At 69.6% G+C, this 18482-nt stretch carries 18 protein-coding genes (1 of these 18 cut by a window edge); 9 read left to right on the top strand and 9 right to left on the bottom strand.

Features of this window, described 5'->3' with window-relative positions; translation table 11 throughout:
• Positions 1-66 precede the first annotated feature (66 nt).
• The 3 genes from ACI7BZ_RS05290 to ACI7BZ_RS05280 form a co-directional block, all read right to left on the bottom strand.
• On the bottom strand, positions 67-1707 hold the full coding sequence (locus ACI7BZ_RS05290; RefSeq protein WP_414116141.1) for an FMN-binding glutamate synthase family protein: 1641 nt from the start codon (positions 1705-1707) through the stop codon (positions 67-69).
• Between the two features lie 183 nt (positions 1708-1890).
• Positions 1891-2811 carry a sugar phosphate isomerase/epimerase family protein gene (locus ACI7BZ_RS05285; protein ID WP_414116140.1) on the bottom strand — a complete coding sequence of 307 codons (921 nt, stop codon included), beginning with the start codon at positions 2809-2811 and terminating at the stop codon, positions 1891-1893.
• A 351-nt stretch (positions 2812-3162) separates the two neighbouring features.
• Positions 3163-3684 (bottom strand): tellurite resistance TerB family protein, encoded by a 522-nt coding sequence (locus ACI7BZ_RS05280; RefSeq protein WP_414116139.1) that lies wholly within the window; start codon positions 3682-3684, stop codon positions 3163-3165.
• Positions 3685-3952: 268 nt separating this feature from the next.
• Here ACI7BZ_RS05280 and ACI7BZ_RS05275 point away from each other — a divergent pair, with 268 nt between their 5' ends.
• Both ACI7BZ_RS05275 and ACI7BZ_RS05270 read left to right on the top strand, forming a co-directional pair.
• Positions 3953-4438, top strand: coding sequence for a PRC-barrel domain-containing protein (locus ACI7BZ_RS05275; RefSeq protein ID WP_414116138.1), 486 nt, complete (start codon positions 3953-3955; stop codon positions 4436-4438).
• 192 nt (positions 4439-4630) lie between these two features.
• The gene (locus ACI7BZ_RS05270) at positions 4631-7435 is read left to right on the top strand and encodes a PAS domain-containing protein (RefSeq protein ID WP_414116137.1); all 2805 of its coding nucleotides are present in this window, start codon (positions 4631-4633) and stop codon (positions 7433-7435) included.
• Between the two features lie 131 nt (positions 7436-7566).
• Here ACI7BZ_RS05270 and ACI7BZ_RS05265 read toward each other — a convergent pair whose 3' ends face one another.
• Both ACI7BZ_RS05265 and ACI7BZ_RS05260 read right to left on the bottom strand, forming a co-directional pair.
• Positions 7567-7869 (bottom strand): hypothetical protein, encoded by a 303-nt coding sequence (locus tag ACI7BZ_RS05265; protein ID WP_414116136.1) that lies wholly within the window; start codon positions 7867-7869, stop codon positions 7567-7569.
• 55 nt (positions 7870-7924) lie between these two features.
• Positions 7925-8716: a response regulator gene (locus ACI7BZ_RS05260; protein ID WP_414116135.1), complete on the bottom strand. Its 792-nt coding sequence runs from the start codon at positions 8714-8716 to the stop codon at positions 7925-7927.
• Between the two features lie 395 nt (positions 8717-9111).
• Between ACI7BZ_RS05260 and ACI7BZ_RS05255 the strand changes: the two genes are divergently transcribed.
• The 3 genes from ACI7BZ_RS05255 to ACI7BZ_RS05245 all read left to right on the top strand — a co-directional run bounded on the left by ACI7BZ_RS05255 (position 9112) and on the right by ACI7BZ_RS05245 (position 12156).
• A complete protein-coding gene (locus ACI7BZ_RS05255; protein ID WP_414116134.1) occupies positions 9112-10860 on the top strand; it encodes a sensor histidine kinase in 1749 nt (582 codons plus the stop codon).
• Between the two features lie 228 nt (positions 10861-11088).
• Positions 11089-11376 (top strand): con-10 family general stress protein, encoded by a 288-nt coding sequence (locus ACI7BZ_RS05250; protein WP_414116133.1) that lies wholly within the window; start codon positions 11089-11091, stop codon positions 11374-11376.
• Positions 11377-11628: 252 nt separating this feature from the next.
• A complete protein-coding gene (locus tag ACI7BZ_RS05245) occupies positions 11629-12156 on the top strand; it encodes a sigma-70 family RNA polymerase sigma factor (protein WP_414116132.1) in 528 nt (175 codons plus the stop codon).
• 18 nt (positions 12157-12174) lie between these two features.
• Here ACI7BZ_RS05245 and ACI7BZ_RS05240 read toward each other — a convergent pair whose 3' ends face one another.
• On the bottom strand, positions 12175-12600 hold the full coding sequence (locus tag ACI7BZ_RS05240) for a cupin domain-containing protein (protein ID WP_414116131.1): 426 nt from the start codon (positions 12598-12600) through the stop codon (positions 12175-12177).
• Positions 12597-13370: a hydroxyacylglutathione hydrolase gene (gene gloB / locus ACI7BZ_RS05235; protein ID WP_414116130.1), complete on the bottom strand. Its 774-nt coding sequence runs from the start codon at positions 13368-13370 to the stop codon at positions 12597-12599. The genes ACI7BZ_RS05240 and gloB overlap by 4 nt, the downstream gene beginning before the upstream one ends.
• A gap of 295 nt (positions 13371-13665) precedes the next feature.
• On the opposite strand from gloB, the gene ACI7BZ_RS05230 reads away from it, so the two are divergent.
• Entirely contained in the window at positions 13666-14403 is a 738-nt protein-coding gene (locus ACI7BZ_RS05230) for a class I SAM-dependent methyltransferase (protein ID WP_414116129.1), read from the top strand.
• Positions 14404-14406: 3 nt separating this feature from the next.
• Here the strand turns inward: ACI7BZ_RS05230 and metW are convergent, their stop codons facing one another.
• Together metW and metX are read right to left on the bottom strand one after the other, a co-directional pair.
• Positions 14407-15060 carry a methionine biosynthesis protein MetW gene (gene metW, locus ACI7BZ_RS05225; protein WP_414116128.1) on the bottom strand — a complete coding sequence of 218 codons (654 nt, stop codon included), beginning with the start codon at positions 15058-15060 and terminating at the stop codon, positions 14407-14409.
• Positions 15061-15064: 4 nt separating this feature from the next.
• Positions 15065-16285, bottom strand: a complete 1221-nt coding sequence (metX, locus tag ACI7BZ_RS05220) for a homoserine O-acetyltransferase MetX (protein WP_414116127.1) — start codon at positions 16283-16285, stop codon at positions 15065-15067.
• 186 nt (positions 16286-16471) lie between these two features.
• On the opposite strand from metX, the gene ACI7BZ_RS05215 reads away from it, so the two are divergent.
• The 3 genes from ACI7BZ_RS05215 to ACI7BZ_RS05205 form a co-directional block, all read left to right on the top strand.
• The gene (locus ACI7BZ_RS05215) at positions 16472-16963 is read left to right on the top strand and encodes a MarR family winged helix-turn-helix transcriptional regulator (protein ID WP_414116126.1); all 492 of its coding nucleotides are present in this window, start codon (positions 16472-16474) and stop codon (positions 16961-16963) included.
• Positions 16964-17176: 213 nt separating this feature from the next.
• The gene (locus ACI7BZ_RS05210) at positions 17177-17929 is read left to right on the top strand and encodes an SDR family NAD(P)-dependent oxidoreductase (protein WP_414116125.1); all 753 of its coding nucleotides are present in this window, start codon (positions 17177-17179) and stop codon (positions 17927-17929) included.
• A gap of 8 nt (positions 17930-17937) precedes the next feature.
• A protein-coding gene (locus ACI7BZ_RS05205; RefSeq protein ID WP_414116124.1) for a DMT family transporter crosses the window boundary here: on the top strand, positions 17938-18482 show its 5' portion. It continues 367 nt past the right edge of the window; only the first 545 of its 912 coding nucleotides appear in the window; it begins with the start codon at positions 17938-17940; its stop codon lies off the right edge, out of view.

Here is an 18482-nt window from a genome sequence, read left to right as displayed (position 1 = left end):
TTCCCCCGCAAGGTTTCACCGGGCAGCTTCGACCGGCGATGACGGGCCGGCGGGCGCAAAGCCCGGTCAGGCCGCGCGGCGCGGGCCCACCTCCTGCCGCGGGGCGAAGCTGTCCGCATCCGCTGCCTGCCACTCGGCGGCGTAAGGCGTCTCGTCCGGCGCGTCGAGGAGGGCGCCGGAGGGCAGGAAGGGATAGAGCCGGTCCAGGGGCTTCACCTCGATGGGGCTGACGCGGTGCCACACATGGTGCGGCAGCAGTTCGCTCGGGTGGTAAAGCCCGGCCGCCGCCACCAGCTCGGCCAGGGCCGCGATGGTGTGGTGGTGAAAGCGCGTCACCCGCTCCGCCTTCTCCGAAACCACCAGGCCACGCTGCAGGTGGGGATCGTTGGTGGTCACCCCGGTGGGGCAGGCGCCGGTGTGGCAGCGCATGGACATGACGCAGCCCAGGGAGAACATGAAGGCCCGGGCGGCGTTGCACCAATCGGCGCCGATGGCCATGTTGGCCGCCATGGAGAAGCCCGAGGTGACCTTGCCCGCGGCGGCAAGCCGCACCTGCGGGCGCAGTCCCGTGCCCACCAGCGCGTTGCGCATCAGCAGCAGCCCTTCGCGCAGGGGCATGCCCAGATGGTCGGCCAGTTCGTGGGGCGCCGCGCCGGTGCCGCCCTCGGCCCCGTCCACCACCACGAAATCGGGGCAGATGCCGGTCTTCACCATGGCCTTGGCGAGGGCGAACACCTCGCTGGGATGGCCCACGCACAGCTTGAGGCCCACCGGCTTGCCGCCGCTGAGCTCGCGCAGCTGCGCCACGAACTCCATCATCTGCGCCGGGGTGGAAAAGGCGGAATGGCGGGCGGGGGAAATACAGTCCTCCCCCATGGGCACGCCGCGGGTCTGCGCAATCTCCGCCGTCACCTTGGCGGCGGGCAGCACCCCGCCATGGCCGGGCTTGGCCCCCTGGGACAGCTTGATCTCCACCATCTTCACCTGGGCGTCGGCCGCGCGCTCGGCGAACCGCTCCGGCGAGAAGGTGCCGTCGCGGTTGCGGCAGCCGAAATAGCCCGACCCCAGCTCCCACACGATGTCGCCGCCATGGATGCGGTGATAGGGCGAGAAGCCGCCCTCCCCCGTGTCATGATAGAAGCTACCGGTCCTGGCGCCGAGATTGAGCGCCTCGATGGCATTGCGCCCCAGCGAGCCGAAGCTCATGGCCGAGATGTTGAGCACCGAGGCGCTGTAGGGCTTGCTGCAGGCCGGTCCGCCCACCTCCACCCGGAACGGTTCGCCGGCCACCGGGGCGGGGGCGAGGGAGTGGGTCATCCACTCATATTCCGCGGCATAGGTGTCGAGCTCGGTGCCGAACGGCTGGCGGTCCTCCTCGTTCTTCGCCCGGGCATAGACGAGGGAGCGCTCGTCGCGGTTGAACGGGCGCTCGGAGAGGTCGTCCTCCATCAGGTATTGGCGCAGATAGGGCCGCACCGCCTCGAACAGCCAGCGCACCGAGCCGATGACCGGATAGTTGCGCAGCAGCGAGTGGTCCGGCTGGGTGATGTCGAACACCCCCACCAGCACCAGCGGGAACAGCACGCAGAACACGATCAGCCACGCTTGGTGCGCCGTGAACGACAGGACGAGGCTGGCGGCGGCGACGACGACAATGGCGATGAAGACGCTGTAGCGGCGCAGCATCATGCGGGTGCTGGGCGACATAAGATCACCTGGCGCATCGGCTCTTGGCATTGCGGTTTCCTCCCGCAGCCAAGCTAGAGCGCGATCCGATCAAATTGAATCAATTTGATCGGCATGTGCTCCATTCAATAAGTTAGGGCGTTTTCAGGCAGGAGGGCGACCGGGCGCCGGGGCAGGACGGAGCCCGGCGCCACTCTACTGCCTTCAGGGCGCGGCGTAGGCGGCGGCGAACTTTTCCGCCAGCGCCCGCAGCACGGGGATCTGGGCGGAAAGCTCGCTCCAGTAGCGCCGGTGCAGCTCCAGGTTCACCACCGTGCCGGCATCGAAGCGGCAGCGCTGCGCCACCCCGTCCCAATCGATGCCGCCCCAGCCGAGGGGCAGATGCAGGTCGCCTTCGCCGAGGGCGGCGCGTTCCGCATCGTCGATGGCCCAGCTCTCCTGCGGCCGGCCGAAGCTATCGTGCACATGCACATGGCGGGCATAGGGGGCAAGGGCGGCGATCTCGCTCATGAAATCGGCCCGCGCGTCGGTGCAGCGCAGGAAGGCGTGGCTCACATCCAGGGTGGCGCGCACATGGGCGTGGTCCACCGCATCCAGCTCGCCGGCGAGGCGCGACGGCAGCGGCGTCTCGCGCATGGGCTCGAAGCGGAAGATGTTCTCCACGCACAAGGTGAGGTCCGCCGCCGCGGCCTTGTCGCCGGCGCGGGAAAGCACATCGCGCTGGCGGGAATAGGCCACGGCGATGTCGTCCTCGCCGCGCACGCAGCCGGCATGGATCACCAGATTGGCCGCGCCGACCGCGCCGGCGACGGTGATGGCTGCGTCGAGCGCCGCCTCGTGCCGGGGCAGCACGGCCTTCGGGGCCATCAGGTTGATGGCGAGGGGGCCATGCACCGTATAGCCGAAGGGGCGATCGCGGGTGGCCGCCACCAGGCGCTCCAGCCGATCGGCGAGCACCCGTCCGTCCATCACCAGGGTCCAGGCGAAGATGGGCAGCTCCACGAAATCGACGCCGAGACGCTCGGCCTCGTCGAGCTTGCCGGCGAGGTCGTCGAAATCCGGCGACGTGGCGCGGATGGAATAGCCGATGCCGCGGATCAGCGGTGCGGGCGTGCGGGCGTCCATGAAAGGTCCTCCCTCGGGGCTGCGATGCCCGGCCCGGGCGGCGCGCAGCAGACGCCGTGACGCCCCCGCACCGTCGCGACCCGGAGTGCGGGACCGCCGCGGCGGCCGGAGGACCCGGTTGTGGCACGCGGTTGGCACGCGCGTTCGATGGGCGCGCTTGTGAGTCTTCGGCCGCACGGGTGGGGTGCGGCCGATACGGCTTCTACCTGATGTCCGTGACGATAATACTTCCGCGCCGCGTTGCGGGATTTTTCTTGCAGCGCGGAAGGAACGCCAGCGGGCGTTGCGGGAGGCACGTTCCGCCCGGGCCGGGGGCCTGGATCTGGATCTGGGCCGGGCGCGGCGGCGCCCTCAGTCCTGCCCGTCGCCGCCGGCGTCGGTTTCGTCGCGCACCTCGCGGCGGATGCGGATGCGGTCGCGCGAGCCCACATTGAGAAGCTCGGCCGCGCGCCACACGAGATTGTCCTCGAACTCGCTCAGCCCGCCATCGGCATAGGCCACCTCGAACATCATCTCCACGATACGCCGGCGCCCCTCGTCGTCCAGGGCGCGGTTCAGCACGCTGGTGAAGGCGTAAAGGTCCACCGCCTCCGCATCCCGGGCGATGGCGAGCTCCACCAGCGCCTCGCTTTCCGCGGCGTCGAGGCCGAACCGGCTGGCGAGGATCTGCTTCAGGACGGTGCGCTCGTCGTCGGTCACCGCCCCGTCGATGGAGATCACATGCACCAGCAGCGCCGCCGCCGCGAGGCGATAGTCATTCGCGTCGAAGGCCTCGGTCTCGCGATGGCCGCCGGTGATGTCGGAGATGAAATCGGACAGGGTGCGGAACATGCGCTGTGCACTCTCGGGCTCGGGCTGATCGCCTGTTGCCATGATGGCTTGCCGGGCGCAAGTCCGCCCCGCGCGCAAGCCCACCAGAACCACCGGACTTTGGGAACCGTGCGCCGCCGGGCGAGTTTACCCTCAGGCAGCCCGCAGAGCTTTCCAGAAAGAAAGCCGACATGTGCGCCACAGCGCACGCATTTAACCCTGATACGCTGTCGCTCCGTATCTATTTTCCCATGCATGACTTGACTATGACAGTCATGAATATGGGAACTCTGAACGAAAACGCTTCAAACAGGAGGATGATATGAAAATTATGCCGATTTACGCCGTCACCCTGGCCACTCTTCTTTCCACCACCGCCATGGCCCAGCAGCCGCCGGCCACCCCCGGCGCGCAGATGACGCCGCCCGCCGGCAGCACTGCCGCGCCTGCCACCTTCATCGGCGAGCAGCGGGCGGACCAGTTCCTCGCCGCCGACCTCATCGGCATGAGCGTCCATGGGGCGAACAACGAGACCCTCGGCGAAATCAATGACCTGCTGGTGGACGCCAACGGCAATGTGATGGCCGCGGTCATCGGCGTGGGCGGCTTCCTCGGGGTCGGGGAGAAGGACGTGGCCGTCCCGTTCCAGCTGGTGGAGAAGGTCCGCAACGCCGACGGGATGCGCCTTGTGCTGCGCAAGTCGAAGGACGAGCTGAAGGCCGCGCCCACCTTCGCCGAATACGAGGCGGCGCCCGCCACCACCGGCTCCGTGGGCTCGGGCGCGCGGCCGGCCACGCCCCCCGCCACCGCAAGGTAACCCGGCGCGCCCCGGGCCGACAGCGTGTAAGCGGGGGCCCTGCAGCTCCCGCTTCACTTTTCCGGGAACCGGAGACTTGGCCGGAAAGTTGAACCCTGCGCCCGTTTGGGGGAGTCTTGCCCCGGCGTCGCAGGAGCAGGGATGGATTTTTCACCCCGGGGACCGGCCGGCCCCCTTGCCAGCATGATTTCCATGAAACGGCCCCTCGCCTGGCGGCTGGCCTTTGCGGCGGCCGTCCTGGTGGCGGCGGTCGCGCTCAGCCATGTCCTGGCGCGGGTTGCCGGCGGGTCAGCCCATGCGTCCATGATCTTCCGGGTCCCCGCCGTGGTTCTCATCACCCTGGCCTGCGGGCCGGCCATCGGCCTTGCGGGGCTGGCTGCCCTCGCCGCCGCCTCGGCCATCCTGGCCCCGGCCATCGGCAGCGAGCCGGGCGTTGCGGACCCCGGCGGGGCACGCGCGGCCGTCCTGTCCGTCCTCATCGACGGCGCCGTCGCCTGGGCCGTCTGCGCCGTCCTTTCCATCGCCTGGCGGCGGCAGGACACGGCTCGCGAGCGCATGGTGGCAGCCCTGGACGAGCAGCAGACGGTGGTGGCCACCCTGGAGGCGCTGCTGGACCACGCCCCGGTGGGGTTCGCCTTCTTCGACCGCCGGATGCGCTTCGTGCGCGTCAACGGCACCCTCGCCCGCATGGTGGGCATTCCCGCCGCCGAGCACCCCGGCCGCTCGCTGGCGGACATGCTGCCGCAGCTGGCCGAGGCGGTCTCGCCCGGCCTCGCCCAGGTGCTCGCCACCGGGACGGTCATCGCCGACGTGGAGGTGGAGGGCGCCACCCCGGCCCTGCCGGGGGCATGGCGGCATTTCCTCGTCAGCTATTTCCCGGTGCGCACCCATGGCGACGCCATCGGCCTTGCGGGCATGATCCTGGTGGAGATCACCGAGCGCAAGAAAGCCGAAAAGTCCGTCGCCGCGAGCGAGCAGCGCTACCGGCTGCTGGCGGAGGCGCTGCCCAAGATGGTGTGGACCAGCACCTGCGACGGCACCGGCGATTATTACAACCGCCGCTGGAGCGAGTTCACCGGGGTCCGGCCCGAGGGTGGCAAGACGCTGGAATGGCACACCTTCCTGCACCCCGACGACCAGCGGCCGGCGGTGGATGCGTGGCGCGCCTGCCTCGCCAGCGGCGCGCCCTTCTCCCGCGAATGCCGGCTGCGGGCGGCGGACGGCGGCTTCCGCTGGTTCCTGTGCCGTGCAGTGCCGGTGCGCGACGACGACGGCCGCATCGACCGCTGGTACGGGAGCTGCACCGACATTTCCGAAATCGTCGCCGCCCGCGAGATGCTGGCGCATTCCAACGAGCACCTCGAACGCCTTGCCGTGGAGCGCACCGCCGAGCTGGCCAGGGCCAACAGCCTGCTGAAACAGGAGATGGAGGACCGGCTGCGGGCGGAGGCGCAGCTGCGGCAGGCGCAGAAGATGGAGGCTGTGGGCCAGCTCACCGGCGGCATCGCCCACGATTTCAACAATCTGCTCACCATCATCATCGGCAATCTGGAAGCCGCCGAGCGGCGCGTGGCGCCGGAGGCCACCGAGATCCGCCGCTTCCTCGACTATGGCCGGCAGGGCGCGCTGCGGGCCGCCACCCTCACCCAGCGCCTGCTCGCCTTCTCCCGCCGCCAGCCGCTGGACCCGCGCCCCACCGACGTGAACCGCCTGGTCTCCGCCATGTCCCACATGCTGGCGAGCGCCCTGGGCGAGCGGGTGACGGTGGAGACGGTGCTGGCCGGCGGCCTGTGGCACACCGAGATCGACCACAACCAGCTGGAGAATGCCATCCTCAATCTCGCGGTGAATGCCCGCGACGCCATGCCCGGCGGCGGCAAGGTCACCATCGAGACCGCAAACGCCTATCTGGACGCCGCCTATTGCGCCAGCCACGACGACCTGGAGCCGGGCCAGTATGTGGCGCTGATCGTGAGCGACACCGGCACCGGTATGAGCGAGGAGGTGCGCGCCCGCGCCTTCGAGCCCTTCTTCACCACCAAGGGCCCGCGCGACGGCACCGGCCTGGGCCTCAGCCAGGTCTACGGCTTCGTGCGGCAGTCGGGCGGGCATGTGATCATCCATTCCAAGCGGGACCAGGGCACCACCGTGAAGCTCTACCTGCCCCGCCTGGATGACCCCTCCACCGTGGAGGCGAGCGCGCCGGGCATCGAGCGCGGCGGCCGCGACGGGCGCGCCCGCGTGCTGCTGGTGGACGAGGACGCCGACCTGCGCGCCCTCGGCGCCGCCATCCTGCGCGAGGCCGGGCACGAGGTGCTGGAGGCCGGCGACGCCCTCTCGGCCCTCGCCATGCTGGACACGGGCGCCGCCCCGGACCTCCTGCTCACCGACATCATCCTCGGCACGGGCATGGACGGGCTGGCCCTTGCCGAAGAGGTGAAGCGGCGCCGTACCAATATCCGGGTGCTATTCACCACCGCATATGCGAAAAATGCCGCCGTCCGCCCGGGATGGCTGGACGCGCGTGCCCGTTTGCTCGCCAAGCCCTTCAGCCAGATGGAGCTCGTCGAGAAGGTGAAAGACATCCTTGAGGAGCCGGCGAGCCGTGGCACTGTCCTCCTGGTGGAGGACGAGCCCTTCGTTGCCCTCGTGGCGCGCCAGATCCTGGAAGACCACGGCTTCGATGTCACCGTCGCCTCCCATGGCGCGGCGGCCCTGGCCCACGCCCGCGCTGCCTTCGCCCAGCGCGGTCCGGCCGCGCTGGCGCTGGCGGTGGTGGATGTGGGCCTGCCCGACATGAGCGGCGATGCCGTGGTGCGCGAGCTGGCCGGCATCGCGCCACAGCTTCCGGTGATCATCGCCACCGGCTACGGCACCGCCGAGCTGGAAGGCGAGTTCGGCGGCGCGGCGCGCATCCGCCTGATGGGCAAGCCCTATGACGGCGCCACCCTGCGCCGGGCCCTGCAGGGCCTCGGCTTCGACATAGCGGAGGAGTGACCGGCCGGAGCGCCGCCCGGCTGCGCCCCAGCCTCTTAACGAGGGGCAGATCCGGCTCTCTTCAATAAATTAGCGGGCGCTTCACCGCTCATATGGTGCCGCGGCGCGGCACCATATGAGCGGATCGCGTTCTACCGGCGCAGCAGCAGCTGGCCGAGGATGACCCCCACCCCGGCCGCGATGGCGCAGGCGGTGACGGGCTGCTCGCGGATGGTCTCGCGCAAGGTGAGATACTGGCCTTCCGCCCAGTCCTGCACATCGCCGGCGGCGGTCTCCGCCTCCCCGGCCGCGCCCTTCACCCCATGGCGGGCGGTCTTGCCCAGCGTGTCCAGCAGGCGGGCGAAATCCGCGCGCAGCTGGTCGAGATCCTCGCGCACGTCGGCAAGGCTGGGCTCGGCGGGGGCGGACTTCAGCGGTTCGGGCTTTTCGGCCATGACAAAGTCTCCGTGGGTAAGCCTCGGGGCAATGGGAGCGCCGCCGTCCGGCGGATCAGGCGGTGCGGGCCGCGAGACCTTCCGGCGCGGCCTTGGCCTCGTGGAAGAACAGCGCCTGGGCGATGGTCGCCTTCACCGTTTCCGTCAGGAACGGCTTGGTGATGAGATAGGTGGGCTCGGGCCGCTCGCCGGTGAGCAGCCGGTCCGGGAAGGCGGTGATGAAGACCACCGGCACATTGAAGCTCGACAGGATCTCCGTCACCGCCTCGATGCCGGACGATCCGTCGGCGAGCTGGATGTCCGCCAGCACCAGGCCGAAATTGCCGGCGCTGGCCAGCTCCACCGCCTTGGAATGGGTGGGCGCCACGCCGATCACCTCGTGCCCCAGCTCCGCTACCAGGGTCTTCAGGTCGAGGGCGATGACCCATTCATCCTCGATGATCAGCACGCGGGTGGCGATCTGCCGGTCGATCTCGCGCTGGGCGGCCACCACCTGGCCTTCGATATCGGAGATGGTGCCGCCGAGGATGCTGGCCGCCTCCGCATAGGAGAAGCCTTCCATCGCCGTCAGCAGCAGGGCGACGCGGGAGGCGGGGTCCATGGCCTGCAGGCGGGCGTCGGCGCGCGAGGCGGCCGCGCCGGCGACGGGGCGGCGGTTCCAGACCTCATGGAAGGCCTTGTAGAGCGCTACGCGGGGTGAAACCTGCCCGTCCACCGCCACCTTGCCGTCGATGATCGCCCGAAGGGTGTCCTGCACCAGGAGATCGCCCGCCGATTGCGAGCCCACGAGCGCACGCGTGTAGCGGCGCAGAAACGGAAGCTGCTTGACGAGCGCATTGGGAGCCATGCCAAAATCCCTGAAGGCCGACCAGGCCACGCCAGATCGAACGAAGCCAGATCGAACGAAACCGCACCGAGCTAAGCCAAAGCTCGGTAACGCCTGCATCTTCCGAAAGTTCCCCCCACCGGGGAACCTGCCGCGGTGCTTTGCATTATAGTGGCTGCCGAGGCCGGCTGCAGCGGCGACTTTCCATCCCTTCGGCCGGCCGGGCAAGAGGGACCTGCAGCCCGCGACGCAAACGGGCCCCGGGCCGGCGCCATACCCACCGCAGCGCCGGCGGCGAGCCGGTGGGAGAGGGGGAGAGGGGGAGCCCGCCTCCATGGGACATGCGGGCGCGACCGCGGCGGCGGGCCCTTGCGCCGGGGTCGGGCGTTGAGCGTCGGCCATCGGGCGGAGTGATCATGGATGTAAGACAGGCGGAGGCCGCGCGGGCGCGCAACCGGGAGCGCAGCGCCATCCTGGCCTCTGCGGCGGGACAGCCGCGCACGCTCTTCGACAGCGTGCGCCGTCGCCTTGTCCTGGTGGTCGTCCTTGCCATGGCGCCTATCGCCGCGCTCAATTTCGCGCAGGGCCTGCTGCAGCTGAAGGGCGCCGAGGAAGAGGCACGCCAGCGACTGCTCCAGCACGCCCTTTCCGCCGCCAACTCGCAGGAGAACGTCTTCGCCTCGGCAGAGAACGTGCTGCACGCCTTGAAGAATGTGGAGGACGTGCGCTCCGCCGGCCCCGCCTGCGCGGCCACCCTGCGCGGCGCCACCGTCAGCCTGCCCTTCGCCGCCAATATCGGCGTGATCGACCCATCGGGACAGGTGGTATGCGCCGCCCTGGCGGTGCGGGACCCCGACGTCTCGCAGGAGGCCTGGTGGCAGGCCGCGCTGACCCATGCGGGCTTCAGCCTGTCCGGGCGCGTCACCGGCCAGGGCTCCGGCGCGCAGGTGGTGGTGGGCGTTCTGCCCCTGCGCAATGCCGCGGGACAGCTTGAGGGCGCCTTTGCCCTCGGCATCGAGGTGGGGTGGCTCGATACCCTCCTGCGGCGGCAGATCTCGCCCGCCATCGGCATCGCCGCCGTCTTCTCCCCCTCGGGAGAGGAACTGGTGTCCAACTCCCGCCCCATGAGCGCCGCCCTGTTCGATCCGCAGGACATCCACAGCGGCGCGCGGCTGCGCGAGAGCAAGGACGCCTCCGGCGTGGCCTGGACCTTCGCCACCGCCAACCTGAACCGCGACGGCCTTTCGGTGGCCTTCGCCATGCCCTCGGACACCCTGTTCGGCTGGACCTTCCTGACGGTGGCGGCCGCCTTCGCCCTGCCGGCCCTGATCATGATCCTGAGCCTCGGGGTGCTGTGGGTGGCGGTGGACCGCATCATCCTGCGCTGGCTGCTGTATCTGCGGCGCGTTACCGCGGTCTATGCCCAGGGCCATTACGGCTTCCGGCCCAGCCGCCTCGATAATGCGCCCAGCGAGTTCCGCGTCCTCGGCCATGCGGTGGAGATCATGGCGCTGGCGGTGCGCCTGCGCGATGCGCGGCTGCGCGAGAGCCTGGCGGAGAAGACCGCGCTGGTGCGCGAGATCCACCACCGCATCAAGAACAGCCTGCAGGTGGTGGTGAGCCTGCTCAGCCTCTACGGCGCCGGCATCCACCGCAGCGAGGACCGCAGGCGCTTCGACCAGCTGCGCATGCGGGTGAACACCCTCGCCCTGGTTCACCGCATTCTCTACGAGGCCAGCGACGGCTCCCAGGTCCGCCTGCGCGAGTTGCTGCGCGAGCTGGCCTCGCTGCTGGAGGGCAGCGCCGAATGCAATGCGCGCATCACCGTCGAGGCGCAGGATACGCGGCTGCCCACCGACATGGCGGTGCCCCTCGCCCTGATGGTGGTGGAGCTGGTGCTGAACCTCGGCCTGCCGACCGGGGTCGCGGCGGCGCCGGTGACGCTGACCGGCGAAGTGGCCGCGGACCGGCTGCGCCTCACCCTGCGCAGCACCGCCACCGGCGGCAGCGATCCGGCCGCCGAGCCCAGCCTCGCCGCCGGTTTCGCCGCCCAGCTGGGCGGCGCCCTCACCCGCCGGCAGACGGGCACCGAGACTTTTGTGATCGCCGGCGATTTTCCTTGCCGCACAGGCGGTTCCAGCTGGCCGACCACCCCCGTGTCCTAGAGCACGCGCCGATCGACTTGCATCGCAGGCTGATTGGCCAACGCGTTCTCTTTCTCGCGTTTAGCAGGCGAGCCACCGCTCACAGGGCGCCGCGCAGCGGCCCGCTGTGAGCGGATCGCGCCGAGCCGGGACAACGAATGTCATCTCGATCGGAACCGGAGGCGTCCTGCTTCGTTCTCCCTGCGTATCGACACGCAATGACGTCCGAAGTTCGCAGGAGCACAGCAGATGGACAAGGCTCGATCCAAGGGCACGTCCCAGCGCGGGTTTGCAGCGATGGATGCTGAAAAGCAGCGCGCCATCGCCCGCAAGGGAGGGGAAAGCGTTCCCGCCGAGAAGAGGAGCTTCTTCCAGAACCGGGCCCTTGCAGCGGAAGCGGGGCGCAAGGGCGGGCAGAGCGTTGCCGACGAGCAGCGCAGCTTTTCGCGCGACCGGACCCTGGCCTCGCAGGCCGGACAGAAGGGGGGCCAGAAAAGCGGCCCCGCCGGCGGGGCGCGCAGCGACGGACACTCCTGACCGGCGCCGGTCAAGACGGGAAATCTTCTGCCCGCGGAAACGTTACCGAGCGTAACCGCGGGCAGGGGCTATGTTCTCCCGACCGGTTGCCGGCGCCGCTTTGCGCGTCAGGGCGCCCCCGCGATCTGCAGCAGTGCCGCCGGACGGTTGCCTCGGCGCGTCCGGCCCGAGACCACCTCCCGCCCGAGAGTGATGCCTTTGATGGAACTTCCCCGGGAAAGCCAAGGAGAGCGCTCCGCAACGGATGCCGCCGTGTTGCGCACGCAGGTGCTGGAATTCCTCCCGGCCCTGCGCGCCTTTGCCCGGTCCTTGACGCGCAACCGGACGGAAGCCGACGACCTGGTTCAGGAGACCCTTCTCAAGGCCTTGTCCAACATGGAGAAGTTCGATCTGGGCACGAACCTGCGCGCCTGGCTCTTCACCATTCTGCGCAACACTTATTACACCGAGATCCGCAGGCGGCGGCGCGAGAATGACGGTATGTCGGCGCTGGCCCAGCAGGACACCAATATCGGCCCCAGCCAGGAATGGTCCGCCACCCTCTCCTCCCTCAAGGACGCCCTCGCCAAGCTGCCCGACGACCAGCGCGAGGCGCTGGTTCTGGTGGGCGCGGCGGGCCTTTCCTATGAGGAGGCGGCCGAGGTCTGCGGCTGCGCCCTCGGCACCATCAAGAGCCGCGTGAACCGCGCCCGCGCCAAGCTGCTGGTGCTGATGGGCGCCAACGAAACCGCCGACGTAGTGGAAGGCGATGCGGTGGCCCTGTCCGCCACACGCAGCTGAGGGGCAGCGCCCCTGAAATCAGGCCGGCTCCCAGCCCGGCGGGGCCAGTTCGAACCCGGCGAAATCGAAGGCGGGGGCCACGGTGCAGCCCACCAGCGTCCAGGCGCCGCGGCATTCCGCCGCCTGCCAGGCGCCCGCCGGCACCACCCCCTGCGGCCGTTCCCCCAAGGCCAGGCGGCCGCCCAGCACCAGGTCGCGCCTGTTCCCATCCCCGGCGATGGACAGGACGAGCGGCGCGCCGGCATGCCAGTGCCAGACCTCCACCGCATCCACCTTGTGCCAGTGGGAGCGCTCGCCGGCGCGGAGCAGGAAATAGATGGCGGTGGAGGCGCCGCGCCCGCCGCCAGCATCATCGCGGAAGGTCTCGCGGAAATGCCCGCCTTCCGGGTGCGGGACGAGCCCGAGGAGCGCGATGACCGCCTCGGCGCTGAGGTCCGCGCTCATCCCTTGAAGCTGCTCTTCAGCGCCCGCAATTCGGTGAAGACCGCCGCGGAATCGGCGCCGGTCAGGCCCAGGCGCTCGGCCATGGCCGGGTCGTCGGCGCGCAGGAACGGATTGGCGAGGCATTCGTCGGCAAGGCGCGAGGGAATGGTGGGCTGCCCGGCGGCCCGCTTCGCCTCGGCTTCCGCCAGCAGGCGGATCAGCGTGGCGTTGTCGGGGTCCACCGAAAGGGCAAAGCGGGCGTTGGAAAGGGTGTATTCGTGCCCGCTATAGACGCTGAGCTGCTGCGGCAGCGCGCGCAGCCGCTGCAGCGAGGCCCACAACACCGGCGGGTCGCACTCGAACGGGCGGCCGCAGCCCAGGGTGAACAGCGTATCGCCGGAGAACAGCAGGTCCTCTGCCTCGAACAGGTAGGAGACATGGCCGGCGGTGTGGCCCGGCGTCTCCAGCACCCGGCCGATGAGGGAGCCCACCGCCACCGGGTCGCCGTCCACCACCGCCACGTCGAGGCCGGGAATGCCCGCCGCCTCCGCCTTCGGCCCCACCACGGTGGCACCGGTGAGCGCCTTCACCGCGGGAATGCCCTGCACGTGATCGGCATGATGATGGGTGACGAGGATGTGGGTGAGGGTCCACCCCTCCTTTTCCAGCGCCGCAAGCACCGGCGTGGGCTCGGGCACGTCCACCACGGCGGTGGCGTCCGTCACCGGGTCGTGCAGGAGCACGGCGTAATTGTCGCTGAGGCACGGAACGAGGCGGATGTCGGCCGGCACGGTCTCATTCTCCGAAGCGGGGGCAGAGGGGACGGACAGAGAGAACGGGCAATGCGAAGCGTTCTGTTCGAAGCGTTGACCGTGGCCTGCGCCGCGGCAAGGCTCCCGCGCCCGATGGCGAGGAAGACAGCGCCGGCTGACGGCCGCCGATTGGAACGCCATTATGGACACCGCGCATGTTGCGGAGCCGCCGACATGATCGTCTATTAGCGCCCGAAGCGGAAGAGCAGCGCGCAGGCCGTGGCTGCCTGCGCGGATCGGGCGCACCCGGCGCTGCCGGGATGAGTGAGGATGCATGTTTCTCGACGTGGTGGACCTGCGCAATTTCTACGCCCAGCCCATCGGCATCATGACGCGGCGCCTCCTGGGGCGCGCCATCCGGGCCCGGTTCGACGACGTGACGGGCCTGCGGGTGCTGGGCCTCGGCTACGCCACCCCCTATCTCGGCGTGTTCCGCGAGGAGGCCGAGCGCTGCCTGGCGGTGATGCCGGCGGCGCAGGGGGTGGTGCGCTGGCCTTCCGCCGCACCGACGCTGGCCACCCTCGCCGACGAGACTCTCCTGCCCTTTCCCACCGCCAGCATGGACCGGGTGGTGATCGTCCACGCGCTGGAGATGACGCCCAATGCCGCGGAGATGCTGCGGGAGGTGTGGCGCGTGCTGGCGCCGGGTGGGCGGCTGCTGGCGGTGGTGCCGAACCGGCGCGGGGTGTGGGCGCGGCTCGACACCACGCCGTTCGGCAACGGCCGCCCCTTCTCCCGCGGGCAGGTGGTGACGCTGCTGCGGGAAACCCTGTTCACCCCCGTGGGCTGGGGCGAGGCGCTCTATGCGCCGCCCAGCCGCTGGTTCCTGCGCACGGCGGTGGCATGGGAACGGGTGGGCGCGCGGCTGTCGCTGCCGTTTTCCGGCGTGCTGGTGGTGGAGGCGACAAAGCAGCTCTACCGCCCCGCCGCCGTGCGCCGCACCCGCCTCGCCCCAGTGCTGGAACCCGCGCTGGAGCCGGGCTTCGTGCCCGGGGCGGCGCCGGCGGGGTGAGCCTCACCGCTTGCGGGTGAGCAGGAACACCGCCTGCTCGCCCAAGAGGTTCCACACCCACCAGGGCATGTTCACCCGCACCCGGTGGCCGGAGGAATCCAGCGCCACCGCCTTCTCGATCCGCGCATCCAGCAGCTCCGCCAGGGCCACGAAGTCGCGGATGGTGCAGAAATGGATGTTGGGCGTCTCGTACCAGGCGGCGGGCAGATTGTCGGTCACCGGCATCCGCCCGTAGACCATGAGGTCGAGGCGCGAGCGCCAATGCCCGAAATTGGGGAAGGAGACGATGGCGCGCCGGCCGATGCGCAGCATCTGCTCCAGCACCCAGCGGGGCCGGCGCGTCGCCTGCAGGGTCTGGGAGAGGATGACGTAATCGAACGAATCATCGGGGTAATGGGCGAGGTCCACGTCGGCATCGCCCTGCACCACCGCAAGGCCGCGCGCCACCCCCGCATTCACCCCCTCGCGGGAAAGCTCGATGCCGCGGGCATCGCAGCCGCGCGTGGTGGCAAGCAGCTCCAGGAACTCGCCGCCGCCGGAGCCCACGTCGAGCACCCGCGAGCCCGGCGCCACCATCTCCGCCACCACCACCAGATCGACGCGCCCGCCCTGCTGGCGCACCGCCCCTTCGTCCAGGATCTGCTCGCGCACGGCCATGGCGTCAGGTCCGGGCGGGCGGCAGGCCGATGGCCCGCGCCGCGCTGTCGAGGAAGCCGCGGGCGATGGCGATCAGCTCCGGCTCGTCCAGAAGGAAGGCGTCGTGGCCCTTGTCGCTTTCGATCTCGGCAAAGGACACGCTGGCCCCCGATGCGTTGAGGGCATGGACGATGGCCCGGGAATCCTCCGTGGGAAACAGCCAGTCGGAGGTGAAGGAGACCACGCAGAAGCGCGTCTTGGAGCCGCGAAAGGCATTGGCGAGCACGCCACCATGCTCGGCTGCAAGGTCGAAATAATCCATGGCCCGCGTGACATAGAGATAGGAATTGGGATCGAACCGCTGCACGAAGGCTTCGCCCTGGTGGCGCAGATAGCTTTCCACCTGGAAATCGGCATCGAAGCCGAAGGTGGGCATCTCCCGGTTCTGCAGCCTGCGGCCGAACTTTCGGTGCAGCGCCTGATCCGACATGTAGGTGATGTGGGCGGCCATGCGCGCCACCGCAAGGCCGCGGTGGGGCGTCACCCCTTCCGCAAGATAGCGCCCGCCACGCCAATCGGGATCGGCCATCACCGCCTGTCGGCCCACTTCATGGAAGGCGATGTTCTGCGCCGAATGGCGCGCGCCGGTGGCGATGGGCAGGGCCGCGAACACCCGCTCGGGATAGCTCGCCGCCCATTGCAGCACCTGCATGCCGCCCATGGAGCCGCCGGCCACGCACAACAGCTTCTCGATGCCCAGATGGTCGAGCAGCATGGCCTGCGCATTCACCATGTCGCGAATGGTCACCACCGGCATGTCGAGGCCGTAGGGCTCGCCGGAGGCCGGATCGACGGACGACGGGCCGGTGGTGCCCATGCAGCCGCCGAGGACATTGGCGCAGATGACGTAGAAGCGTTCCGTGTCTATGGGCTTGCCGGGCCCCACCATGGTTTCCCACCACCCGGGCTTGCCGGTGACGGGATTGAGGCTTGCCGCATGCTGGTCGCCGGTGAGCGCGTGGCACACCAGAATGGCATTCGTGCGCGCGGCGTTGGGCTCGCCATAGGTCTGATAGGCGATCTGCAGATGCGGCAGCGCGACGCCGGCATCGAGCCTCAGCGGGGCATGGGCGCCGAAGCGCACGACGGGGGAATGCGGATCGTCCGCCTCGCGCCGCTTTGGTGCGGCAGATGAACTTGCGGCGGCTGCCGCAGGGGCGACGTCCGAAGGGACGGAAGAAGTCATGGGCGAACCAAGCGACGCGCCGGCTCAGCTGTCAAGCACCGGCACGGCGCCGCGATCGGGCTTCGGGCGGCCCTGCGCGCACAAGCCTTGCCCGGCCTTCGCAAAATTGTAAGCCGGCGCGTGGATAAGTAGGCTCGCCAAGAGCAGGACCGCCAGTGCCGCGGGCCGGCCGGGGCGGGGGATGAGATGAAAGATCCGGTTCAAAAGACCATCGGCTACAGGCTGACCCATACGGCGCGCCTGCAAAAGGCGCTCTCGGCGCGGCTGCTGCACAATCTCGGCCTGTTCCCGGGGCAGGAGGCGGTGCTGAAGCTGCTGTGCGAGGAAGACGGGCGCACCATGGGCGACCTTGCGGCCGCGCTGCGGGTGCGTCCCCCCACGGCCTCCAAGACCATTGCCCGCCTGACCACCCAGGGCCTGGTGGAACGGCGCGCCACCGACGGCGACGGCCGGCTGGTGCGGGTGTTCCTTTCCGATGCCGGGCGCGAGCGCGGCGCCGCCATCGACGGGGTGTGGGAACAGCTCGAAGGCGAGATGGTGGCCGGGCTCGACAACAAGGAGCGCAAGCGCCTGCGCAAGCTGCTGCGCAAGGTGGAGAAGAACCTGGCCCTGCGCCTCGGCGCCGACGGCGGCATCGACGACGAGCCGGACGCGGGGGACGACGAAGAAGAGGCCTGAGGGTCTCCTTTCGGCCACCCGCATGCGCCCGGCGCATGGGAGCGGCCTCCACGCATTCGAGGAGCGCCACTTCTCCTTGAGCGGGGGGCGCGTTAAGGCTATTTCAATCGATTAGGTCCGGCACCGAAAAAGGCGTCCGGCCAGCGTCGGCGCCGCTTCGCGCCACGCCACCAAAAACAGGCCGGTCGCCGCGCCGGCCCGCACGGGGGAAACATGTCCAACTCCATCGACCTTCAGAACCGTTTCGCCATCGTCACCGGCGGCGCGCAGGGCATCGGCCGCGCCGTGGTGGAGCGCTTCCTCGCCTCCGGCGCCACCGTGGCCATCTTCGATCGCGACGAGGCCCTGGCCCGCCGTACGGCCGACGAGCTGGGCCGCGCGCGCGTGCTGCCGGTGACAGTGGACGTGACCTTGCGCGCGGATGTGGAGCGCGCCGTCGCCGAGGCCCATTCGGCCTTCGGGCGCCTCGACATTCTGGTGAATAATGCGGGCATTTCAGGCCCCAACATGAAGCTCTGGGAATATCCCGAGGATGCCTGGCGGCAGGTGATGGCCATCAATCTGGACGGCCCCTTCTTCTGCTGCCGCGCGGTGGCGCCGCACATGATCGCCCAGGGCTACGGGCGCATCGTCAATGTGGCCTCCATCGCCGGCAAGGAGGGCAACCCCAATGCGTCCGCCTATTCGGCCTCCAAGGCCGGCGTCATCGCTCTCACCAAGTCGCTGGGCAAGGAGCTGGCCGAATACGACATCGCAGTGAACTGCGTGACGCCCGCCGCCGCGCGTACGGCCATTTTTGACCAGATGAGCCAGCAGCATATCGATTACATGCTGTCGAAGATTCCCCGCGGGCGATTCGTCGCCGTGGAGGAGGTGGCGGCCACCATCGCATTTGCGGCCTCCGCTGATTGCTCGTTCACCACCGGCGCCGTCTTCGACCTTTCCGGCGGGCGCGCCACCTACTGAGGCTGGCCATGCGCGCGCCTGAAGGTTCAAAGCCCGGAACGGCGCACGCCCCCTTCCTCGGGATCGCGCTCATGTGCCTTGCGGTCATGAGCTTCGCCATCACCGACACCACGGCGAAATGGCTCACCTTCCACACCAACGTCTTCGTGGTGGTGTGGGCGCGCTATGTGAGCCATTTCGCCCTGGCGCTGCTTGTGTTCAACCCCTGGAGCGTGCCGGGCCTGCTGCGCACCAGCCGCCCGCTTCTGCAGATCGGCCGCTCCGCCCTGCTGTTTGCCACCACGGCTTTGAACTTCACCGCGCTTCAGTTCCTGCAGCTGGACCAGACCGTCTCCATCATGTTCTCCATCCCCTTCTTCGTGGCCCTGTTCGCCGGCCCGATCCTGGGGGAACAGGTGGGCCGGCGGCGCTGGATCGCCATCCTGGTTGGCTTCAGCGGCATCCTGCTGGTGGTGCGGCCGGGCGCGGGGGGCATTCACCCCGCGGCCATCCTGTGCCTGTGCGCGGCCGCGACCTACGCGCTTTACGCCATCACCACCCGCATGCTGGCGAA

It is taken from the genome of Xanthobacter sp. AM11 (genome assembly GCF_047444035.1).
In the GTDB taxonomy this organism is placed as follows: Bacteria; Pseudomonadota; Alphaproteobacteria; order Rhizobiales; family Xanthobacteraceae; genus Xanthobacter.
This window is presented reverse-complemented; position numbering and strand designations above follow the sequence as displayed.

What these genes read in the sequence shown, in the direction of transcription:
- ACI7BZ_RS05290 (WP_414116141.1), bottom strand. Translation starts at nt 1,707, where the DNA reads ATGTCGCCCAGCACCCGCATGATGCTGCGCCGCTACAGCGTCTTCATC.
- ACI7BZ_RS05285 (WP_414116140.1), bottom strand. Translation starts at nt 2,811, where the DNA reads ATGGACGCCCGCACGCCCGCACCGCTGATCCGCGGCATCGGCTATTCC.
- ACI7BZ_RS05280 (WP_414116139.1), bottom strand. Translation starts at nt 3,684, where the DNA reads ATGGCAACAGGCGATCAGCCCGAGCCCGAGAGTGCACAGCGCATGTTC.
- ACI7BZ_RS05275 (WP_414116138.1), top strand. Translation starts at nt 3,953, where the DNA reads ATGCCGATTTACGCCGTCACCCTGGCCACTCTTCTTTCCACCACCGCC.
- ACI7BZ_RS05270 (WP_414116137.1), top strand. Translation starts at nt 4,631, where the DNA reads ATGAAACGGCCCCTCGCCTGGCGGCTGGCCTTTGCGGCGGCCGTCCTG.
- ACI7BZ_RS05265 (WP_414116136.1), bottom strand. Translation starts at nt 7,869, where the DNA reads ATGGCCGAAAAGCCCGAACCGCTGAAGTCCGCCCCCGCCGAGCCCAGC.
- ACI7BZ_RS05260 (WP_414116135.1), bottom strand. Translation starts at nt 8,716, where the DNA reads ATGGCTCCCAATGCGCTCGTCAAGCAGCTTCCGTTTCTGCGCCGCTAC.
- ACI7BZ_RS05255 (WP_414116134.1), top strand. Translation starts at nt 9,112, where the DNA reads ATGGATGTAAGACAGGCGGAGGCCGCGCGGGCGCGCAACCGGGAGCGC.
- ACI7BZ_RS05250 (WP_414116133.1), top strand. Translation starts at nt 11,089, where the DNA reads ATGGACAAGGCTCGATCCAAGGGCACGTCCCAGCGCGGGTTTGCAGCG.
- ACI7BZ_RS05240 (WP_414116131.1), bottom strand. Translation starts at nt 12,600, where the DNA reads ATGAGCGCGGACCTCAGCGCCGAGGCGGTCATCGCGCTCCTCGGGCTC.
- ACI7BZ_RS05230 (WP_414116129.1), top strand. Translation starts at nt 13,666, where the DNA reads ATGTTTCTCGACGTGGTGGACCTGCGCAATTTCTACGCCCAGCCCATC.
- metW (WP_414116128.1), bottom strand. Translation starts at nt 15,060, where the DNA reads ATGGCCGTGCGCGAGCAGATCCTGGACGAAGGGGCGGTGCGCCAGCAG.
- metX (WP_414116127.1), bottom strand. Translation starts at nt 16,285, where the DNA reads ATGACTTCTTCCGTCCCTTCGGACGTCGCCCCTGCGGCAGCCGCCGCA.
- ACI7BZ_RS05215 (WP_414116126.1), top strand. Translation starts at nt 16,472, where the DNA reads ATGAAAGATCCGGTTCAAAAGACCATCGGCTACAGGCTGACCCATACG.
- ACI7BZ_RS05210 (WP_414116125.1), top strand. Translation starts at nt 17,177, where the DNA reads ATGTCCAACTCCATCGACCTTCAGAACCGTTTCGCCATCGTCACCGGC.